Below are 14,687 nucleotides of genomic sequence, written 5' to 3' on the forward strand. Positions count from 1 at the left end.
CGGTTTTTGAAACATGGGAGCCAGCTTCTCCCCCGGTTCGAGGACATGAATTACGGCCAGGATCGAACCCGAGTTGCGAAAATTGCAGCCAACGGTCCGGTGGCGGTTTAGAGAAAGCCAAAATTGCCCCTTAGCATTCAGGAAGTAAGCCGGAGGCAGTGCTGCACGATTCTGTCATCCAATAACACTGACTTCGTGAACCTGATTCGCAAATGGCAGTCAATTCCAAGCACAGTTTGGGAATCGATTCTCGCGTTGACATTGATCGAAGACTGAGCTGCAACATCTCGTCAACGGCGGCCCGAATCATGTGAAAGAACGGTCCACCGATCAGCGATCCAGCTGCAAAAGCAATCAACGGCAGTACGAGTTTTTTCAGCGACGCGTCGCTAAGAATCAGCGTCATGCTTCCAACCAACGCGATATAGCTCGTCTCGATGCCAGAAACGAAAATCCAGATCAAGGTCGTCATGGGTTCCCATGGGACAGCCGCATTCGACTGATGTTGAGGCAGCTGATGTGACTCACTTGATGCAGATACTAAGCGAGTTCCGATTTGGCAATCCGCTCCCTTGGCTGACAGGCGAGACGGTCGAGCGGTAACGCACTAACAAAGTGTGTCTTGCGTCGTTCTGGCACACTTTCAGTTTGCACGAGTCGTGGTTGAGCTTCCAGCGCAGCAATGATCGCTGGAACAATCATCGCTGGAGTTCACCTTTGCTATTGGCACGGCTATTGCAGTTTGAGCTTTCGCAACGCCATCATTGGCGGCCGTCTATTGCTTACTTCGAAAACAAACAGCGAGAAGAAAAATGACTCAAAAAGTTGAATCCCCTGCCGAACTGCATGCTGACCATCGACACTGGCAAAGCGATATTTCAATGTGGAAGTTCGACATTCAGGAATGGAGATCGGAGCACGAATCAGCGCTTGAACAAATCGAACAGATTGCCGAATTGATTCGGCTGCATCAAAAAGCACTCAACGATCATGCGGATACGGTGGAAGCGATTGAGGGCGGTTTGGAATTCCATGAGCAAAACCTCGCCGCGAGCCTTCGAGATCACGCGGACTCAGACCTGGATGACGCGTTGCTTGGTGGCCACGCCGAAGAGTCGAAAAAGTTCGAAAGCCAACGCAAAGCCCACGAGCGAATCAAGAAGCACCATCACGTCGCAATGGCTCACGTGACGGCTCTCAAACATTCGCTTGAAGCCGCGATGTAGTTCGGTATTTAGTCAGTGTAGCCATTTTCGCCTGAACTTCCCGGGTGTGGACGATAAGAACTGGCGAGCTTGGATCAATCTCGACAAGGGAGTGGATGGATCCACGCAATTGGAAAAGCGGCCGTTCGAATTATGGCCTTTAAGACGTGCACTTTGTCTGGGCGGTTACGGTAGTGGCGCGCCTCCCATCCGCACAGCGGCAACCTGTTTGCCTGTCGTTCACGCAGGAGGTGTAAGCAGAATGACAATTCAGAAAACAATATTCACTCAGTTCGCAAAATGCTTGCGAACAAAGACTGTTGCGGTGCATTGGCCTGTTGCCTCAAGTCATAGGTTTGGGCCGGCACTTGCTCTGTTCATTCATTCAACCGGTCGATGATTCATGAAAGCATATAAATTGGCGGCCGGTATTGAAACCTAAAATTTAACTTTGTCAAAAGTGAGCACCATGTACAAATTCAAGATGATTCCAGGCCTGTTCTTGATTTCGATATTGGGACTTTCTGGTTGTGGGCCATCCACGACCGAAAGCGATCAGCAAACCGAGTCTTCACACAATCCCGACATCATTCAATATGGTTCGATGCGCGAAGCGATCGGTGATCAGCAGGACCAGGGTCGAGTCCGGTTTGCAGAACTGGTTAAACAGCCGCACTGTTATGCCGTGGCCGCACTGGAAGGATTAAAGGGTGAAGCCGCTATTGTTGATGGCGAATTGACCGTCTCGATTGTAGATGATCAAGGTCAATTGAAATCTGTTGTCGAAGATGCTGATCAACTGCAAGCAACCATGCTGGCTGGCAGTTATGTCAACCAATGGCACGATATCGCGGTAGAACAGGATGTCGCGGCCGAAGAATTTGACAAGTTTCTGGCAGAATCGGCGGAGGCGTCAGGTGTGAGTACTGACAAGCCATTCCTGTTTACAGTGGAAGGGGATTTCAGCGACCTGCACCTGCACGTAATTAACGGGGCGTGCCCTGTTCATGCTCGGATGCAACAACAGGTGCTGCCGGCTGAAGTGAAACCGTTCGAGCAAGCCATGCCGAAAATATCCGGAACGCTGGTAGGCATTTATGCACGGGATGCAGTCGGAAAACTGACACAGCCTGCGACGGAAACACATCGTCATTTTGTCTATGAAGACGATTCGAACCAGAAGCAAGTTGGTCATGTTGAAAAGGGTGGAATCTTAAAAGGAGCAACGTTACGAATCGCCAATTAGTCGCCTTCAACCTCAGCCAAGCTGACTTACTCGCGGAGGATGATAGAGCATTTGAATCAAGGTTCCGTCTGGATCGCGAACAAAGAAACTTCTTGATCCGTCGCGATGCGTTTTGGGCTTTCGTTCAATAGCAATGTCTGCCTGTTTCATGAAGTCGTGCCAGCGATCGACCTCTGCAGCGTTCGAAACGAAAAATCCAATGTGGTCGAGTCGTGTTTCTGACTCATCGTTTTCGACGTCAGTTCTTCGTTGTAACGCGAAATTGTCATCGCCGGAAGTAAGAAATACATTGTCGGCGTCCGGTTGCCATTCAACCTGCATGCCGAGCACCTCGGTATAGAAAGTCAGCGTCGCGTCGAAATTGCTAAAGTTCAGCGAGACGTGTCGCATTCCGGTTATTGTCGGTCGTTCGCTCATGGAATCTCTCCAAGTAAGCTGCAAATTGGTTGAGCCAGTGGTTCCGTGGCCTAAGCGGTCGAATGGGTGTCAACGACATCTTTCAAAATAGAGCACCGTGATTTCCCCCCAGCAGATTTCAACACCGTTTTGAAAGTTCTCTAATTCGACACAATAAAACGATGGTTGATGATCTCCGTTAGATTGGGCGGGAAGAACTCCATGTCATGCGCTTTCTCTGCTGCCGCTTGAAAAGGTTTCATTGACTTTAGCACGTCGCGGCGACTGACGATTCCAAGCAGTTGATTCTTTTCGTCGACGACGGGAACGTGACGATAGCCGTGACTGACGAACAATGAAGCGGTCGAAAAGATGTCGACGTCAGGCGTAATTGAAACGGGATGACGTTTCATACAGGCCCTGACCATTTGTTCGGGCTCGGGCAGTTGATAAAACATCTCATCAGTCAGTTGCTTGAGGGCATCCTGTTCGGAGATGAATCCAATCAGAATGTTCTTGCCGTCGCGAGTTTCAACGACTGGAGCCGACGAGATTTCATGTTTCAACAAGAATTCGATCAGTTCGCTTAAAGCCAGTTCTGGCGAAACTGTGTGGACATGCGCATTCATCAAGTCGCCAGCGCTTGGGATTTTCGTTTTCGTTTTCATTGCATGATTCCTTTGGTTTGATTGCGGTGAGCGAATACCCGTTCACGGGAGTGGCCGCCGTGCTACTTTGTCAGTTTTCGAGTCAATAATTCGCGTCGATCGAATCGTCACGGCTAGACTGTCAACCAGTATCAACACTGCTGCAGCGACTTGATGAAGCCAGCCCATAGCAGCGGCAGTCATTCCAAACATATTGTATTTCGCGGCGAAGACGATATTGAATTTGATCGTGCTCGTCGTGAGATTGCAGATATTCATGGCTTCGGCGAGGTCGACGATCCTCGTCCCATTCCAAGCTCCGTTAGCTGTTTGAGCAGCAAGTGGCGCGCCATCGGCGACAGAAACTCCGGCAACTGAGCGATCGGTCCTGCGCAGAACTCGGCGACTGCGGCAGGCTGGTCGTTAATGGCGATGTTGACTTTCGGTAGCAGCGAAGTGGCCTCGGTTTGGCCGCTGGTGATTTCGACGTCGCGTTGCTGCTCGTGATTCCAGCCGGAATCGTTTGCATGGGGGTCGTCGGGGCTAGATCCAGGCTGAAGCAAATTGGATGCTGAATTTTCCGCAGCAACCCCGCTTTGTTGTCGTGGGCGAGGTGACGATTCCTTTGCGGAATCGATCGAGACAAGGGATTCGTGGCCTCGTCCGCTGACCGTGGCCAAAGCACTTTCAGCGTCGATTTCTGCGGTAAATAGAAAACAGCGGAGGACACGGGGGTCGAACCCGCAACCCGTGAGGGCAACTGATTTCGAATCAGCCTGCTAGCCATTCGCTTATCCTCCAGTACTGCTGTCAAAAGCAGGAGGGCGATTTCCGAAAACGGTTCGCCTGTACGCAATCATAAATCAGAAAAGGCAATTGATACAGGCCTGAGACAACAATCGAGCGCCGAATCAGATCGAGAATGGGGTAGGGCCAGCGTGCCGGGTTATGTTACTGTCGCGGAAAATCGCAGGGCCGAACCAAATCGGCTGGGATGCGTATCGGTTTACCCGCAAAGATGCGGACTTCGAATCTCCATGGATGGAAACGATGTCGCGATATTGCTTTCGTATTTGTGCCGCAGTGTTTTTCACTGCGGTTTTGGCCGCTTCAGGATTGGCTCAGCAACAGTACCGTTTTGCCACCGAGAACTTTACCGTGGTCGCTCCAGACCCTGCCTTCGCCCGGCAAGTTGGTAACGAAGCCGAACGGTTTCGCAAAGAGCTCGCGATCCAGTGGATTGGCGAAGCCCTGCCAACCTGGTCGGAAAAATGCCCGATTCAGGTGAAGCTGGCGGCTCACGCGGGTGGCGAAACCAGTTTTGCGTTCATGTACAACGGCCAGCAACGTGGCGAGCCGACTGGCTGGGATATGAAGATTTTCGGCACTCCTGAACGGCTTTTGGATTCGGTATTGCCTCACGAAGTCACTCACACGATCTTCGCGACCCATTTCCGCCGACCCCTGCCACGCTGGGCAGACGAAGGTGCTTGCACAACGGTCGAGCACGTGGCTGAAAAGAAGAAAAACCACGGGATGCTGATTCATTTCTTGACGTCGCAGCCTTCTCGCGGCATTCCGTTTAACCGCATGTTTACGATGCGAGATTACCCGCAGGATATTCTGCCGCTTTACGCTCAGGGTTATAGCGTGGCCAAATTTCTGATCATGGAAAAAGGCCGGAGGCATTTCCTGGACTACGTTCGAGCCGGAATGGACATGGAGCAGCCGGGCCGAGAGTTGAACGCCTGGAACCGGGCGACGAAACAGTTCTACGGATATGACAGCCTTTCAGACTTACAGGTGAAGTGGGAGCGTTGGGTTGCTGACGGGAGCATCGAGAAAGCCGTTCCTTCGAACCAAACCATGCTGGCAAGTGCAAACGTTGGCCCGCGTTCAGACTTTGGCTCCAAGCTCAATCAGCACAGCCAATTGCCTCGCGCGACAACCGCCAGTGCAGCATCCGACGTCGCGGACGATGGCCGTTTGGCTTCGCTCAATGAAGGCTGGTACGCGAAACAGATGAAAGTCGGGCGACGCTATCGCCCGGACGCTCAGGCACAGGAAAAGGCGGCTCCGACGGCTCGCAACGAGACGATTTGGCGTTAGGAATTGCCAGCATTTACCTCGCTGTGAAACTTTATCGAATATTTAGTGTGTGCCGATTAAACTTTCGCTGCCGCTGGTGCCGAAGAAATGGACAGGCAAAGCTTGATGGCTTGCCAGTCACTGGGTCGAACTTTTCAAATACATCACGGAGGATAGGACATGCGTCGATTACTTTTTGCGGCGCTGTTGGCAGTTTCACTCAGCAATAGCACAGGTTGCTTCCTTGCAGCGTACGACGCCGATCCAGCAGTTCGAGCCCGACAATTGATGTACACGTCAGAAGAATTGCGACAGCTTCGCGAGGAATGGCACCGATTCTGGTTGTTGGACCAGCCGAATCACATGTACCCGTATAACACGCATGGCGGCGTGATCTAGTTGCGGAACAGGCTAAAGAGCAAGCGAGCCTTTGTTGCGCGAGTGGCAGGGGCTTGTTTTGTGCGCCGTGTGCAAGGGCAACGGTCTGACGACGGGCTGGGCGGATGCAATCACGGGCTGCGGCCAATCTCGCCGTGGACGGTTGGCGTGTGCAGGGGTGCTGAACGAGCCAAAGCGTTCGTCCGTAGGTGTTCAGTCGTTAGACGGTTGTTTGCAACTCGGACTTCAGCACGGTTTCCATCGCGTCTTCTGCGATCGTGATCGACTCGTTCACGTTCAGGTTGCCCTTGAGAATGTACGACGAGTTCACAATGTACAGTCCGTCGACCGAAGACTTCATCTCGGGCAAACTCTCGCTGTAACGCAGCGTCGGGATCGCCATCACGTTACGGACTCGAGAGATCTCAAATGCCAGGACATCGTCACGCGTGAACTCCGGATACATTCGCTCCAGTGCCGACAGGAAGCTTTCTTTCACTTCCTCGTCAGACTTTTCGAACATCTCGTGTTCGGCCGGAACGTACTTCGGCAAGTAAACGACTGAATTGCCGCCCAACTCCTGCGGATCCACGATCGTAGTCATCTCGATCACAGCGGTCATCGGAACCCAGTCGTCGGTCAGGTTGGTCACGTAGTAAACCGAGAGCGGCTTTTTCAGCAGCAACGATGCACACACGATTCCAAGATAGCTGACGTTGCTAAATTTTTGCTTTTCTTCAACGCTCAGATCAACACAGACGCGATCAAGAATTGCGTTCGGAGTCGTCATGATTACGCGATCAAATTTCGCATCGGGTTCGTCGTTGGCAAACTCAATCGTGAATTGCCCGTCGGTGCCCTTTTCGACTTTCGAAGTCGGGCAACCGGCTTTGATCTTCACGCCAAGCTGCTGAAGTTGTTCTTCCATTCGCTCAATGATCGTCCGGTAGCCGCCTTCGACGTAGCCAAACATTTCTTTCTTCAGCCCCGTGCGGCGGGCTTTGTACATGCGGCTGGTGTGAGCCCAGATGAATGAAGCGGCCGTCTTTTTGTAGGCTTCACCGAGTTTGCATTTTAGCAGGGGTTCCCAGATTTTTTCAAAGACACTGTTGCCCGACCAGCGGCGCAGCCATTTCTCAACCGTGATTCTCTCAAGACGCTTCCAGTTCTTGATCTTCGATGCGTAGAAAATGGTTCCGCCGAGCCGCAGTTTCTCGATCAGGTTCAGCGGCGGAAACGAGAGAAACTCTTTCGTGTCCGACATCGAGTAAAACTTTCCGCCGGTGTAGAACCCGGTTTTGGTTTCGACCCATTTCATTTTGTCTTCCAGGCCGATCTCCGCGATCAAATTTCGCAACCGCGAATCCGACAGCAGCGTCACGTGATAGTGACGATCCCAAACGATGTCGCCGAGGTTCCAGACCGACGCCAATCCGCCGAGTACCGGAGCGGCTTCGATCAGCGTCACATCGTGGCCTTGTTTCGCCATCCGCATCGCCAACGTCAGGCCCAGCATTCCGCCGCCGACAATCGCCCATTTCTTGCCATCGGAGGCTGGGGCTGGTGTTGAGTTCGGAGTTGAAAGAGTTTGAGCGTTCATGGTGAGGTCGAAGGTGTGCGTGGAAGTTTGAGTTGAAAACCGCAGCCAATGCTGCTTGGCTTTCAAATTGGAGTGTAATCGCGCGATGCCGTACGTTCGCAACGCAGGCTCGCGCAAGCCTCATGCGGCAACGGTCGAAACAGTCGATTCAACTTTTGGGCAGCTGTTAATATCCGCCAAATCGTCGCTTCAGCAGAAGCTTCAAGGTCAAGCTGACGGTCCGGCCCACGTTCATTTTGCTCAAGCCCTGTTTCTGGTCGTAACGCAACAGGAACGGAACTTCACCAAATACGTATTTGAATTTTCGCATCTTCAACAGCACGTCGGCCATACACGAAAATCCTTTCTCACTGACGAACTCGTCGCCATAGTGATCCATTGTTTCCTTGAGTACGTTGAATCGATACGCGCGATAGCCGCAGGTGTAGTCACGAACGCCAGAGATCGGCATGATCAGTTGGAACAGAAGTTTTGCACCATGAGTCATCAACACGCGATAGCCTGGAACTCCAACGACTCGTGAGCCATTTTGGTAACGCGATGCGGTGACCACATCGTAGCCCTCTTCGACTTTCTGCAGCAGCGGATTAATGAATGCCGGCGGATGCGTGTCGTCGCCGTCCATCGTCACGATGACGTCGCCTTCTTTCGCCAACCCGACGGCCGCAGTGAGACCGCTGCGAAGTGCGCCCGGCAAGTTCTGATTCTTGATATGCTGAACCAGCGACACCGGCATCGCCTCAGAATATTCGATCGCGATCTCAGGCGTGTCATCGGAACTCGCATCATCGACAACGATCACGTGATACGGTTTGCGGTTGTCAGAGAACACACGTCGAATTCGCTGCAACAGCATCGGCAGTCCGTCTGCTTCGTTGTATGCCGGAAGGACGACATAGGTCATGCCGGTATCGACCGGCGCGTAATGCAGGTTCATGTCCGCGATACGAGTAACCACGTTCGGGTCGTGAGCGAACAGCTGGTCGTCTTCCTGCGGAGCGGCGACTTTTATTTGTGGGGCGAGAGTTGTAGATTCCATGGTGATTTTCTGTCGAATCGAGGCTGCGGTACAATGGTGGTGCGCAGATTCCACTTTTGGCTGGCCCCATGATAATCGAGGGCCATCACAGTGTTAGTGACTTAGCCGAAAAGATTGGACAATGCGATCGCAATCGTTAACCCAAAAATGCGGTTTGTGACGATTGTGCCGATCTTCATATGGGCCGCTTTTTTACGATGAATGACACGCATTTCGATCAACTTGCCGGGCAGTGGAAAGAGCGTTCTACCGAGCTCGGTGCGTGGGTGATGCAGCACTGGGTAAACAGGCGGGACATTTGGGGCAGATACCTCGCTGAGAAGTATCGAGGCGAGTCTCCTTCGGGGACTCCGAAGAACAAAGCGATCACGGCGCCGTTCAGTCGCGAACGAGGCAAGATCTCGCTCCAGGTGGCTTCGCTAATCAAGCATTTTAAAGCCAGAGACGGGGCCGGGATTCTAGGTGTGCACTCTCAGGCCGCCAACGGCACCAGTCGCTGGTTCGCGATCGACATCGACTACCACACGCCAGACGATCACACCGGTTCGCGCGAGGCCAACTATCTCGCGGCGACGACCTGGTTCAAGCGTCTGCAATCCTTGGGCTTCGATCCGCTGTTGATGGACTCCAACGGCGACGGCGGCTATCACCTGTTACAGTTCTTTAGCGGTCCAATGAAAACGGAAACGGTCAGACGATTCGTCAAAGAGTTGGTCTCTGACTACGAGACCCTGGGGCTGGATGAGCCGCCTGATCTTTTTCCTGGCACGCATGGCTCAAACCATTTCGGCAGTTGGTTGCGTTTACCAGGAAGGCACCACACGCGAAAACATTTTACGCGCGTCTTCAACGACGAACCGTTTGTGGACGTCGAGTGGCTTGAAGGTCATGACGCTATCGATCGCATGTTGGCGACTCAGCCCGCGACGCAGGATCTGCTGTCACAGCATGGCATCACAACCAAACGGCTGACTCTGTGCCTGGACTTCGACGGAGTCATTCACTCCTACCAATCCGGGTGGCAAGGAGCAGGTATCGTTGCCGATCCGCCGATCCATAAAGTCGACATTGCGATTGCAAGGCTCAGGCAGGACTATCGAATCGTCGTTCATTCAGCGAGGTGCAACACCGAAGAAGGTCGCACCGCGATCGCGAACTGGTTGGCCAAACACAATATCGCGGTCGATGAAGTCTGTGAACACAAACCACCGGCTCATTTGTACATCGACGATCGGGCGGTCCCTTTTTCGGGGGATTGGGAGCAAACGATTGCGGATGTGAAAGCATTCAGGAAATAGGCAGAATCTGCGAAAACTGACTCATTGTTGCGAATTGGCGACCTTGCGAGTGACCTTTGTGTGTTCAATCACAGAGCTGAACCGTTCCGCACGCAATCCGTTAACAATACTGTGGCCCAGTCCTCACCAAGGTTAACATTGCGAAGTGGTGTGACGCTTGAGGAAACACCCTTCAACTGGCTTGAGGAAGAGATGGCAGATAGTTACTGGTACATCAAGAATTGCGATTTGTTTTCGCAGGTATCCCCGGACGATGTCGCCTGGTTGGAATCCAAATCAAAAATGCGAAAACTGAAGCGGGGCGAAACTGTCTACTTGCCCGACGATTCTTCAGACGACATTTTGCTGGTTGCTTCGGGCCGAGTCAAAATTTGCCACGCGACTCCCGAAGGCAAACAGTCAATTCTGGGATTCATTGATCCTGGCGAGATCTTTGGCGAACTCGCACTGCTGGACAGCAGTTCCGGACGCGAAGGCCAAGCCGAAGCCGCAGAAAAATCGATTGTGGTCGCCATCCCGAAAAACGAGCTTCTAGCGATCGTTCAAAAGTATCCTTCGATCGTGCTTGGCGTGACGAAGCTGATCGGATTACGGCGTCAACGTATTGAACGGCGTTTGAGAAATCTGCTGTTTCGTTCCAACCGCGATCGGGTGATTCATCTTCTGTTGGAGCTGACGGAAAAGTACGGCCATCGCTCTTCGGTTGGAGTCGAACTTCAGATTCGGCTTTCGCATCAGGAAATGGCCAGCATTATTGGCAGCACTCGCGAGACCGTGACGGTCGTTCTGGGACAGTTGCAGTCAGAAGGCATGCTGACCATTGCCCGCCGCCGAATCGTCCTGTTGTCCATCGATCGGCTGGCCGCCGAGGTGAACGAGCAACCACCCAAATTGAAACTGTCCGATCCATCGCTGCCGCCGATGAAAGTCATGGCGTGAGTTGGTTAACGATCTGAGCTACAATTCGTTACCTATCCCACCATACTGATGCTTTTTCGCGAATCAGCTTTTGCCTTTGAGTCGAATTAGAGCAATATATAGCTGCGGCAGGAACGATGATTCTGTCGCAGGCTGATTGCCCACCACTTCCAAAATGTTTACACATGAATTCCAAATCTTCAAATCAAGAAAGCCATTGGCTGCCCTGCGAGGACGGAGCCATCCAGTCCGCTGCAGAATCGGTACGCGCTTTGCGGGCTGTTGAGCAACGTCGCCGGTTTTTGAAAGCCACTGTTACAGGTTCAGTCTGTCTGGCCGGCGCAGCATTCGCTGGTTGGAGCCTGTTTGCTTCCAACGACAAACGTCGGGCGGTTCGAGGCAATCGGAATTATCCGGGCGGCATTTCCTGTGCCGAGGTGATTCGTTTGATGCCAGAGTACGTTGCCCAGTCGTTGACCAATGAGAATTTGACGAATTCGATCGCCGTGCACCTCGCTGATTGCAAGCACTGCAGAGGAATTCACCATTCGATGACGCACACGGCCTAGTTCTCATGCACCGTTTGGTTTGTGAAAGCCAGCAAGCTCCAAATTGATGAACAACGGGGCCGGGTGTGGTCCTGTGAGTTTCGGATTTTCTCAACTTGTCGGTTAGTTCCTGTGATCTACGAAGGCGTCTGACCTCGGCTTCAATTTGCGTTGCAGTTCGCTTACGATTGGGCGATTCAAACTCCGCTCTCTCACAACGGCGTCCTCAACTGCAGGATCCGCGAACGACTGCCTGAAACATGCTCCCAACGAAATCGATCCGGCCTGTCGACGGCCCGGTAAACGGCCAAATTCGTCCGCCAGGGTCCAAGAGCATCACCAATCGCGCACTGATTTGTGCCGCGCTCGCCAACGGAACCTCCACGCTCACCGGCGTCCTCGATAGCGACGACACACGCGTCATGTTGGATTCGCTGACCAGGCTGGGATTCTCTTTTCAACACGATCCTGATGCACATACAGTCGTGATCGAAGGGCAGGGCGGACGAATTCCGAACTCAAAGGCGGAGCTTTCGATCGGAAACAGTGGAACCTCAGTCCGCTTTCTTACAGCGATGCTGGGCCTCGCCGGTGGCGACTATCGGCTCGATGGCGTTGAACGAATGCGGCAACGACCGATTGGTCCGTTGGTTGAAGCGTTGCAGCAATTCGGATCCAAAGTCGAAGCGATTTCTCCGGGAGGCTGTCCTCCGGTCGTGATTCAGCCTTGTGGTGAGAGCGCGAAATCGATCTCCGTCGCCGGCCACTTGTCGAGCCAATATTTGAGCGGGCTGTTGATGGCGGCGCCGCTGTTGAAGCAGGATCTCAGGATCCAGATCGAAGGCCATCTCGTGTCGCTGCCTTATGTCGCGATGACAACGGCCGTGATGAAATCGTTTGGCGTAAAAGTCGACATTGAAGAACAGGACGGAATACCGACTGCGTTTTTGATTCGCGGCGAAAGTTCCTATTCGGGCTGCGACTATGCAATCGAACCCGACGCGTCAGCCGCCAGTTACTTTTTCGCGATCCCGGCGATCATCGGTGGCGAAACAACGGTGCTGGGGTTGGGGAAGAACTCACTGCAAGGCGACGTTGGTTTCGTGCAGTGTCTTGAGCAGATGGGCTGCGAAATTCAAGTTCAGGAGGATTCGATTCGCGTTTCCGGTAAAGCGAAACATGGGATCGATGTCGACATGGCGAACATCAGCGACACGGTCCAGACACTCACTTCGGTGGCTCTTTTCGTGGACGGCCCGACCAACATTCGCAACGTGGCTCACAATCGAGTCAAAGAAACCGATCGAATCGGCAACCTCGCGATCGAGCTGCGAAAACTTGGGGTCACCGTCGACGAACGGGAAGACGGTTTGACGATTCACCCTGCGGCGATGAACGGCGCGACATTCGATACTTACGACGACCACCGGATGGCGATGAGCTTTGCACTGATCGGTTTGCGTCAGCCCGGAATCAATATTGAAAATCCGGGCTGCGTTTCCAAGACCTATCCAGAGTTTTTCGAGGATCTCGAGCGATTCGTCGCCGGCCCCGAAACGTCTGGCGTTTAGCTACATGATCGAGAAGTAGTTGTCGCACGCGAAATCGAGTGCTTCTTCCGATAGCTCGAACGGTCGTTTCAGGAATCGGCAGTAGTTCTTGACTTGCAACAACAGGTCACGCGGATGACAGTTTCGCAGCGGTCGATTCGTCGGCAGGTAGTGCTTCTCCAGCAGAAACTTGACCATCTCCGGTTTGTACTGAATCTTGAACACCTTCACGCACATGATCTCGAACAGTTTGACAAAGTTCTCGATCGACGGATTGGGGACTTCGATCTTGTACGGAATACGACGCAAGAAAGCATCGTCGACCAGGTCTTTGGGTTCGAGGTTGGTCGAGAAAACAACCAACTGATCGAAAGGCACCTGGACTTTCTTGCCGTTGCTCGTGTTGAGGAAATCGTAGCGTTTTTCCAGCGGAACGATCCAGCGATTCAACAGCTCATCAACGGTCATTTGCTGACGTCCAAAGTCATCGATCAGCAACAGCCCAGTGTTGCTTTTGATCTGAACAGGTGCTTCACTGATCCCGGTTTCTGCATTGTACTGAAGTTCCAGGTGTTCCATTTTAAGCTCGCCGCCGACCACGATCGTCGGCCGCCGAATGCGAACCCAGCGTCGGTCATAGCGGACCTGTTCCAGAATGTCTTCGCTCTTTTCGGGAGGACATTCGTCGTGATTCATCGGGTCGAACACGCGTACAATATCGCGGTCCATGCTGATGGCTCGGGGAATCCAGACGTACTTTCCGAACGCTTCGGTGATTCGCTCTGCGATGCTCGTTTTACCGTTGCCGGGAAATCCGAACAGGAACATGCCGCGGCCGCTGTTCACGGCGGGCCCGAGTCGAATCATCATTGTCGGATCAATCAGCAAGTCTGAAAATGCTCTGTCTAGATCCTCCTGACTGGGGCTCTGGTCGTTGATTGTTTGAGCCGTGACGCTGTTGACGTAGTCGTCGAAAGATACGGGAACCGTTCCGAAGTAGGTACAAGCACCAGCATAGTCTTTCGCCAACGCGCGGCCTCGCTCAGTCAGACGGCAAACGTAGTCGTTCATCGCAGCCTGATTGATATAGCCAAGATACTGTTCGTTCTTGAGCCGTGTAACGATGGTTTCGATCACACTGAAAGGCACACCCATTTGCTCGCTGATTTGACGCATCGAGGCTTCGCCTTTTGCCAGCAGGTACTTGCAAGCGATCTCTTCGATGAGAGATTCCGAAACTCGCAAATCCAGGAGTGTCAACGGCTCTGGCGGAATGAAAGTGTTGTTGTCGTTCGATCCCGATGACCCACTCGCCGCGGCGACTTCCGCCGGTGGAGGCGGTGCCGTGACCAGTTGCGGCGTGGCGGGTGGCAATGGAGACGGCGGTGCTGCAGGAGAACCCGGATCCGCCATCGGGGCGGGTGCTGCCGCTGGTGGTCGCGTTGCTGCCGGTTCCGGAGCGGGAGGCATCGGCGGAACGGTTTCGCCTGCAGCCATTCGGTTGATTCGATCGAGCATCGCATCGATGCTTACTTCGCCAGACTGGTCGGATGGCAGGTTGGTGGCGTTACTCATGGTACATTCGATTCGATAGTCGTTCCGGATTCCGTTCGAGCAGACGGATACAGCAAAGTCTAGCGCATAGGGACAACGGAAGCCGATTTCGAAACGAAAGTTGGCGGAAATTGCCGCAGGTTCAGGTAAATCGCGCAGTTTGATCCGGCAGCGACGCTGAGAAGAAAAACTTTAAAGTCTCGCGATCGAAGACTGGCAC

Annotated in this window: 15 protein-coding genes and 1 tRNA gene; 8 read left to right on the forward strand and 8 right to left on the reverse strand. The window is 53.1% G+C overall.

Annotated features, from left to right (window positions below; all coding sequences use genetic code 11):
* Positions 1-130 precede the first annotated feature (130 nt).
* Positions 131-472: a hypothetical protein gene (locus MFFC18_RS10980; protein ID WP_075086499.1), complete on the reverse strand. Its 342-nt coding sequence runs from the start codon at positions 470-472 to the stop codon at positions 131-133.
* A gap of 340 nt (positions 473-812) precedes the next feature.
* Here MFFC18_RS10980 and MFFC18_RS10985 point away from each other — a divergent pair, with 340 nt between their 5' ends.
* The gene (locus tag MFFC18_RS10985; protein ID WP_075086498.1) at positions 813-1,226 is read left to right on the forward strand and encodes a hypothetical protein; all 414 of its coding nucleotides are present in this window, start codon (positions 813-815) and stop codon (positions 1,224-1,226) included.
* Between the two features lie 448 nt (positions 1,227-1,674).
* The gene (locus MFFC18_RS10990) at positions 1,675-2,451 is read left to right on the forward strand and encodes an acetolactate decarboxylase (protein ID WP_075086497.1); all 777 of its coding nucleotides are present in this window, start codon (positions 1,675-1,677) and stop codon (positions 2,449-2,451) included.
* Between the two features lie 12 nt (positions 2,452-2,463).
* On the opposite strand, the gene MFFC18_RS10995 is transcribed toward MFFC18_RS10990, so the two are convergent.
* From MFFC18_RS10995 to MFFC18_RS11010, 4 genes are all read right to left on the reverse strand, one after another.
* Entirely contained in the window at positions 2,464-2,868 is a 405-nt protein-coding gene (locus MFFC18_RS10995; RefSeq protein WP_075086496.1) for a VOC family protein, read from the reverse strand.
* Between the two features lie 140 nt (positions 2,869-3,008).
* Positions 3,009-3,515, reverse strand: coding sequence for a CBS domain-containing protein (locus tag MFFC18_RS11000; RefSeq protein WP_075086495.1), 507 nt, complete (start codon positions 3,513-3,515; stop codon positions 3,009-3,011).
* 254 nt (positions 3,516-3,769) lie between these two features.
* Positions 3,770-4,174 carry a hypothetical protein gene (locus MFFC18_RS11005; protein WP_075086493.1) on the reverse strand — a complete coding sequence of 135 codons (405 nt, stop codon included), beginning with the start codon at positions 4,172-4,174 and terminating at the stop codon, positions 3,770-3,772.
* 40 nt (positions 4,175-4,214) lie between these two features.
* Positions 4,215-4,294: transfer RNA gene (locus MFFC18_RS11010), tRNA-Ser, on the reverse strand.
* A gap of 148 nt (positions 4,295-4,442) precedes the next feature.
* On the opposite strand from MFFC18_RS11010, the gene MFFC18_RS11015 reads away from it, so the two are divergent.
* On the forward strand, positions 4,443-5,603 hold the full coding sequence (locus tag MFFC18_RS11015; protein ID WP_075086492.1) for a hypothetical protein: 1,161 nt from the start codon (positions 4,443-4,445) through the stop codon (positions 5,601-5,603).
* A 159-nt stretch (positions 5,604-5,762) separates the two neighbouring features.
* The gene (locus MFFC18_RS11020) at positions 5,763-5,981 is read left to right on the forward strand and encodes a hypothetical protein (protein WP_075086491.1); all 219 of its coding nucleotides are present in this window, start codon (positions 5,763-5,765) and stop codon (positions 5,979-5,981) included.
* 199 nt (positions 5,982-6,180) lie between these two features.
* On the opposite strand, the gene MFFC18_RS11025 is transcribed toward MFFC18_RS11020, so the two are convergent.
* Complete coding sequence (locus MFFC18_RS11025) at positions 6,181-7,560, reverse strand: NAD(P)/FAD-dependent oxidoreductase (RefSeq protein ID WP_075086559.1); 1,380 nt, start codon at positions 7,558-7,560, stop codon at positions 6,181-6,183.
* A 166-nt stretch (positions 7,561-7,726) separates the two neighbouring features.
* The gene (locus MFFC18_RS11030) at positions 7,727-8,599 is read right to left on the reverse strand and encodes a glycosyltransferase (RefSeq protein ID WP_075086490.1); all 873 of its coding nucleotides are present in this window, start codon (positions 8,597-8,599) and stop codon (positions 7,727-7,729) included.
* Positions 8,600-8,778: 179 nt separating this feature from the next.
* On the opposite strand from MFFC18_RS11030, the gene MFFC18_RS25285 reads away from it, so the two are divergent.
* From MFFC18_RS25285 to aroA, 4 genes are all read left to right on the forward strand, one after another.
* Entirely contained in the window at positions 8,779-9,897 is a 1,119-nt protein-coding gene (locus tag MFFC18_RS25285) for a TOTE conflict system archaeo-eukaryotic primase domain-containing protein (protein ID WP_202907597.1), read from the forward strand.
* A gap of 192 nt (positions 9,898-10,089) precedes the next feature.
* Positions 10,090-10,836: a Crp/Fnr family transcriptional regulator gene (locus MFFC18_RS11040; protein WP_075086557.1), complete on the forward strand. Its 747-nt coding sequence runs from the start codon at positions 10,090-10,092 to the stop codon at positions 10,834-10,836.
* A 164-nt stretch (positions 10,837-11,000) separates the two neighbouring features.
* A complete protein-coding gene (locus tag MFFC18_RS11045; protein WP_075086489.1) occupies positions 11,001-11,384 on the forward strand; it encodes a hypothetical protein in 384 nt (127 codons plus the stop codon).
* A gap of 239 nt (positions 11,385-11,623) precedes the next feature.
* Positions 11,624-12,934, forward strand: coding sequence for a 3-phosphoshikimate 1-carboxyvinyltransferase (gene aroA / locus MFFC18_RS11050; RefSeq protein WP_075086488.1), 1,311 nt, complete (start codon positions 11,624-11,626; stop codon positions 12,932-12,934).
* Here aroA and MFFC18_RS11055 read toward each other — a convergent pair whose 3' ends face one another.
* Positions 12,935-14,488: an AAA family ATPase gene (locus MFFC18_RS11055; protein WP_261340540.1), complete on the reverse strand. Its 1,554-nt coding sequence runs from the start codon at positions 14,486-14,488 to the stop codon at positions 12,935-12,937.
* Positions 14,489-14,687: the final 199 nt, after the last annotated feature.

Source organism: Mariniblastus fucicola (genome assembly GCF_008087665.1).
Taxonomy (GTDB): domain Bacteria; phylum Planctomycetota; class Planctomycetia; order Pirellulales; family Pirellulaceae; genus Mariniblastus; species Mariniblastus fucicola.

Excerpts from the sequence above, each read along its gene's own strand:
- MFFC18_RS10980 (WP_075086499.1), bottom strand. The coding sequence starts at position 472 with ATGACGACCTTGATCTGGATTTTCGTTTCTGGCATCGAGACGAGCTAT.
- MFFC18_RS10985 (WP_075086498.1), top strand. The coding sequence starts at position 813 with ATGACTCAAAAAGTTGAATCCCCTGCCGAACTGCATGCTGACCATCGA.
- MFFC18_RS10990 (WP_075086497.1), top strand. The coding sequence starts at position 1,675 with ATGTACAAATTCAAGATGATTCCAGGCCTGTTCTTGATTTCGATATTG.
- MFFC18_RS10995 (WP_075086496.1), bottom strand. The coding sequence starts at position 2,868 with ATGAGCGAACGACCGACAATAACCGGAATGCGACACGTCTCGCTGAAC.
- MFFC18_RS11000 (WP_075086495.1), bottom strand. The coding sequence starts at position 3,515 with ATGAAAACGAAAACGAAAATCCCAAGCGCTGGCGACTTGATGAATGCG.
- MFFC18_RS11015 (WP_075086492.1), top strand. The coding sequence starts at position 4,443 with ATGTTACTGTCGCGGAAAATCGCAGGGCCGAACCAAATCGGCTGGGAT.
- MFFC18_RS11020 (WP_075086491.1), top strand. The coding sequence starts at position 5,763 with ATGCGTCGATTACTTTTTGCGGCGCTGTTGGCAGTTTCACTCAGCAAT.
- MFFC18_RS11025 (WP_075086559.1), bottom strand. The coding sequence starts at position 7,560 with ATGAACGCTCAAACTCTTTCAACTCCGAACTCAACACCAGCCCCAGCC.
- MFFC18_RS11030 (WP_075086490.1), bottom strand. The coding sequence starts at position 8,599 with ATGGAATCTACAACTCTCGCCCCACAAATAAAAGTCGCCGCTCCGCAG.
- MFFC18_RS25285 (WP_202907597.1), top strand. The coding sequence starts at position 8,779 with ATGGGCCGCTTTTTTACGATGAATGACACGCATTTCGATCAACTTGCC.
- MFFC18_RS11040 (WP_075086557.1), top strand. The coding sequence starts at position 10,090 with ATGGCAGATAGTTACTGGTACATCAAGAATTGCGATTTGTTTTCGCAG.
- MFFC18_RS11045 (WP_075086489.1), top strand. The coding sequence starts at position 11,001 with ATGAATTCCAAATCTTCAAATCAAGAAAGCCATTGGCTGCCCTGCGAG.
- aroA (WP_075086488.1), top strand. The coding sequence starts at position 11,624 with ATGCTCCCAACGAAATCGATCCGGCCTGTCGACGGCCCGGTAAACGGC.
- MFFC18_RS11055 (WP_261340540.1), bottom strand. The coding sequence starts at position 14,488 with ATGAGTAACGCCACCAACCTGCCATCCGACCAGTCTGGCGAAGTAAGC.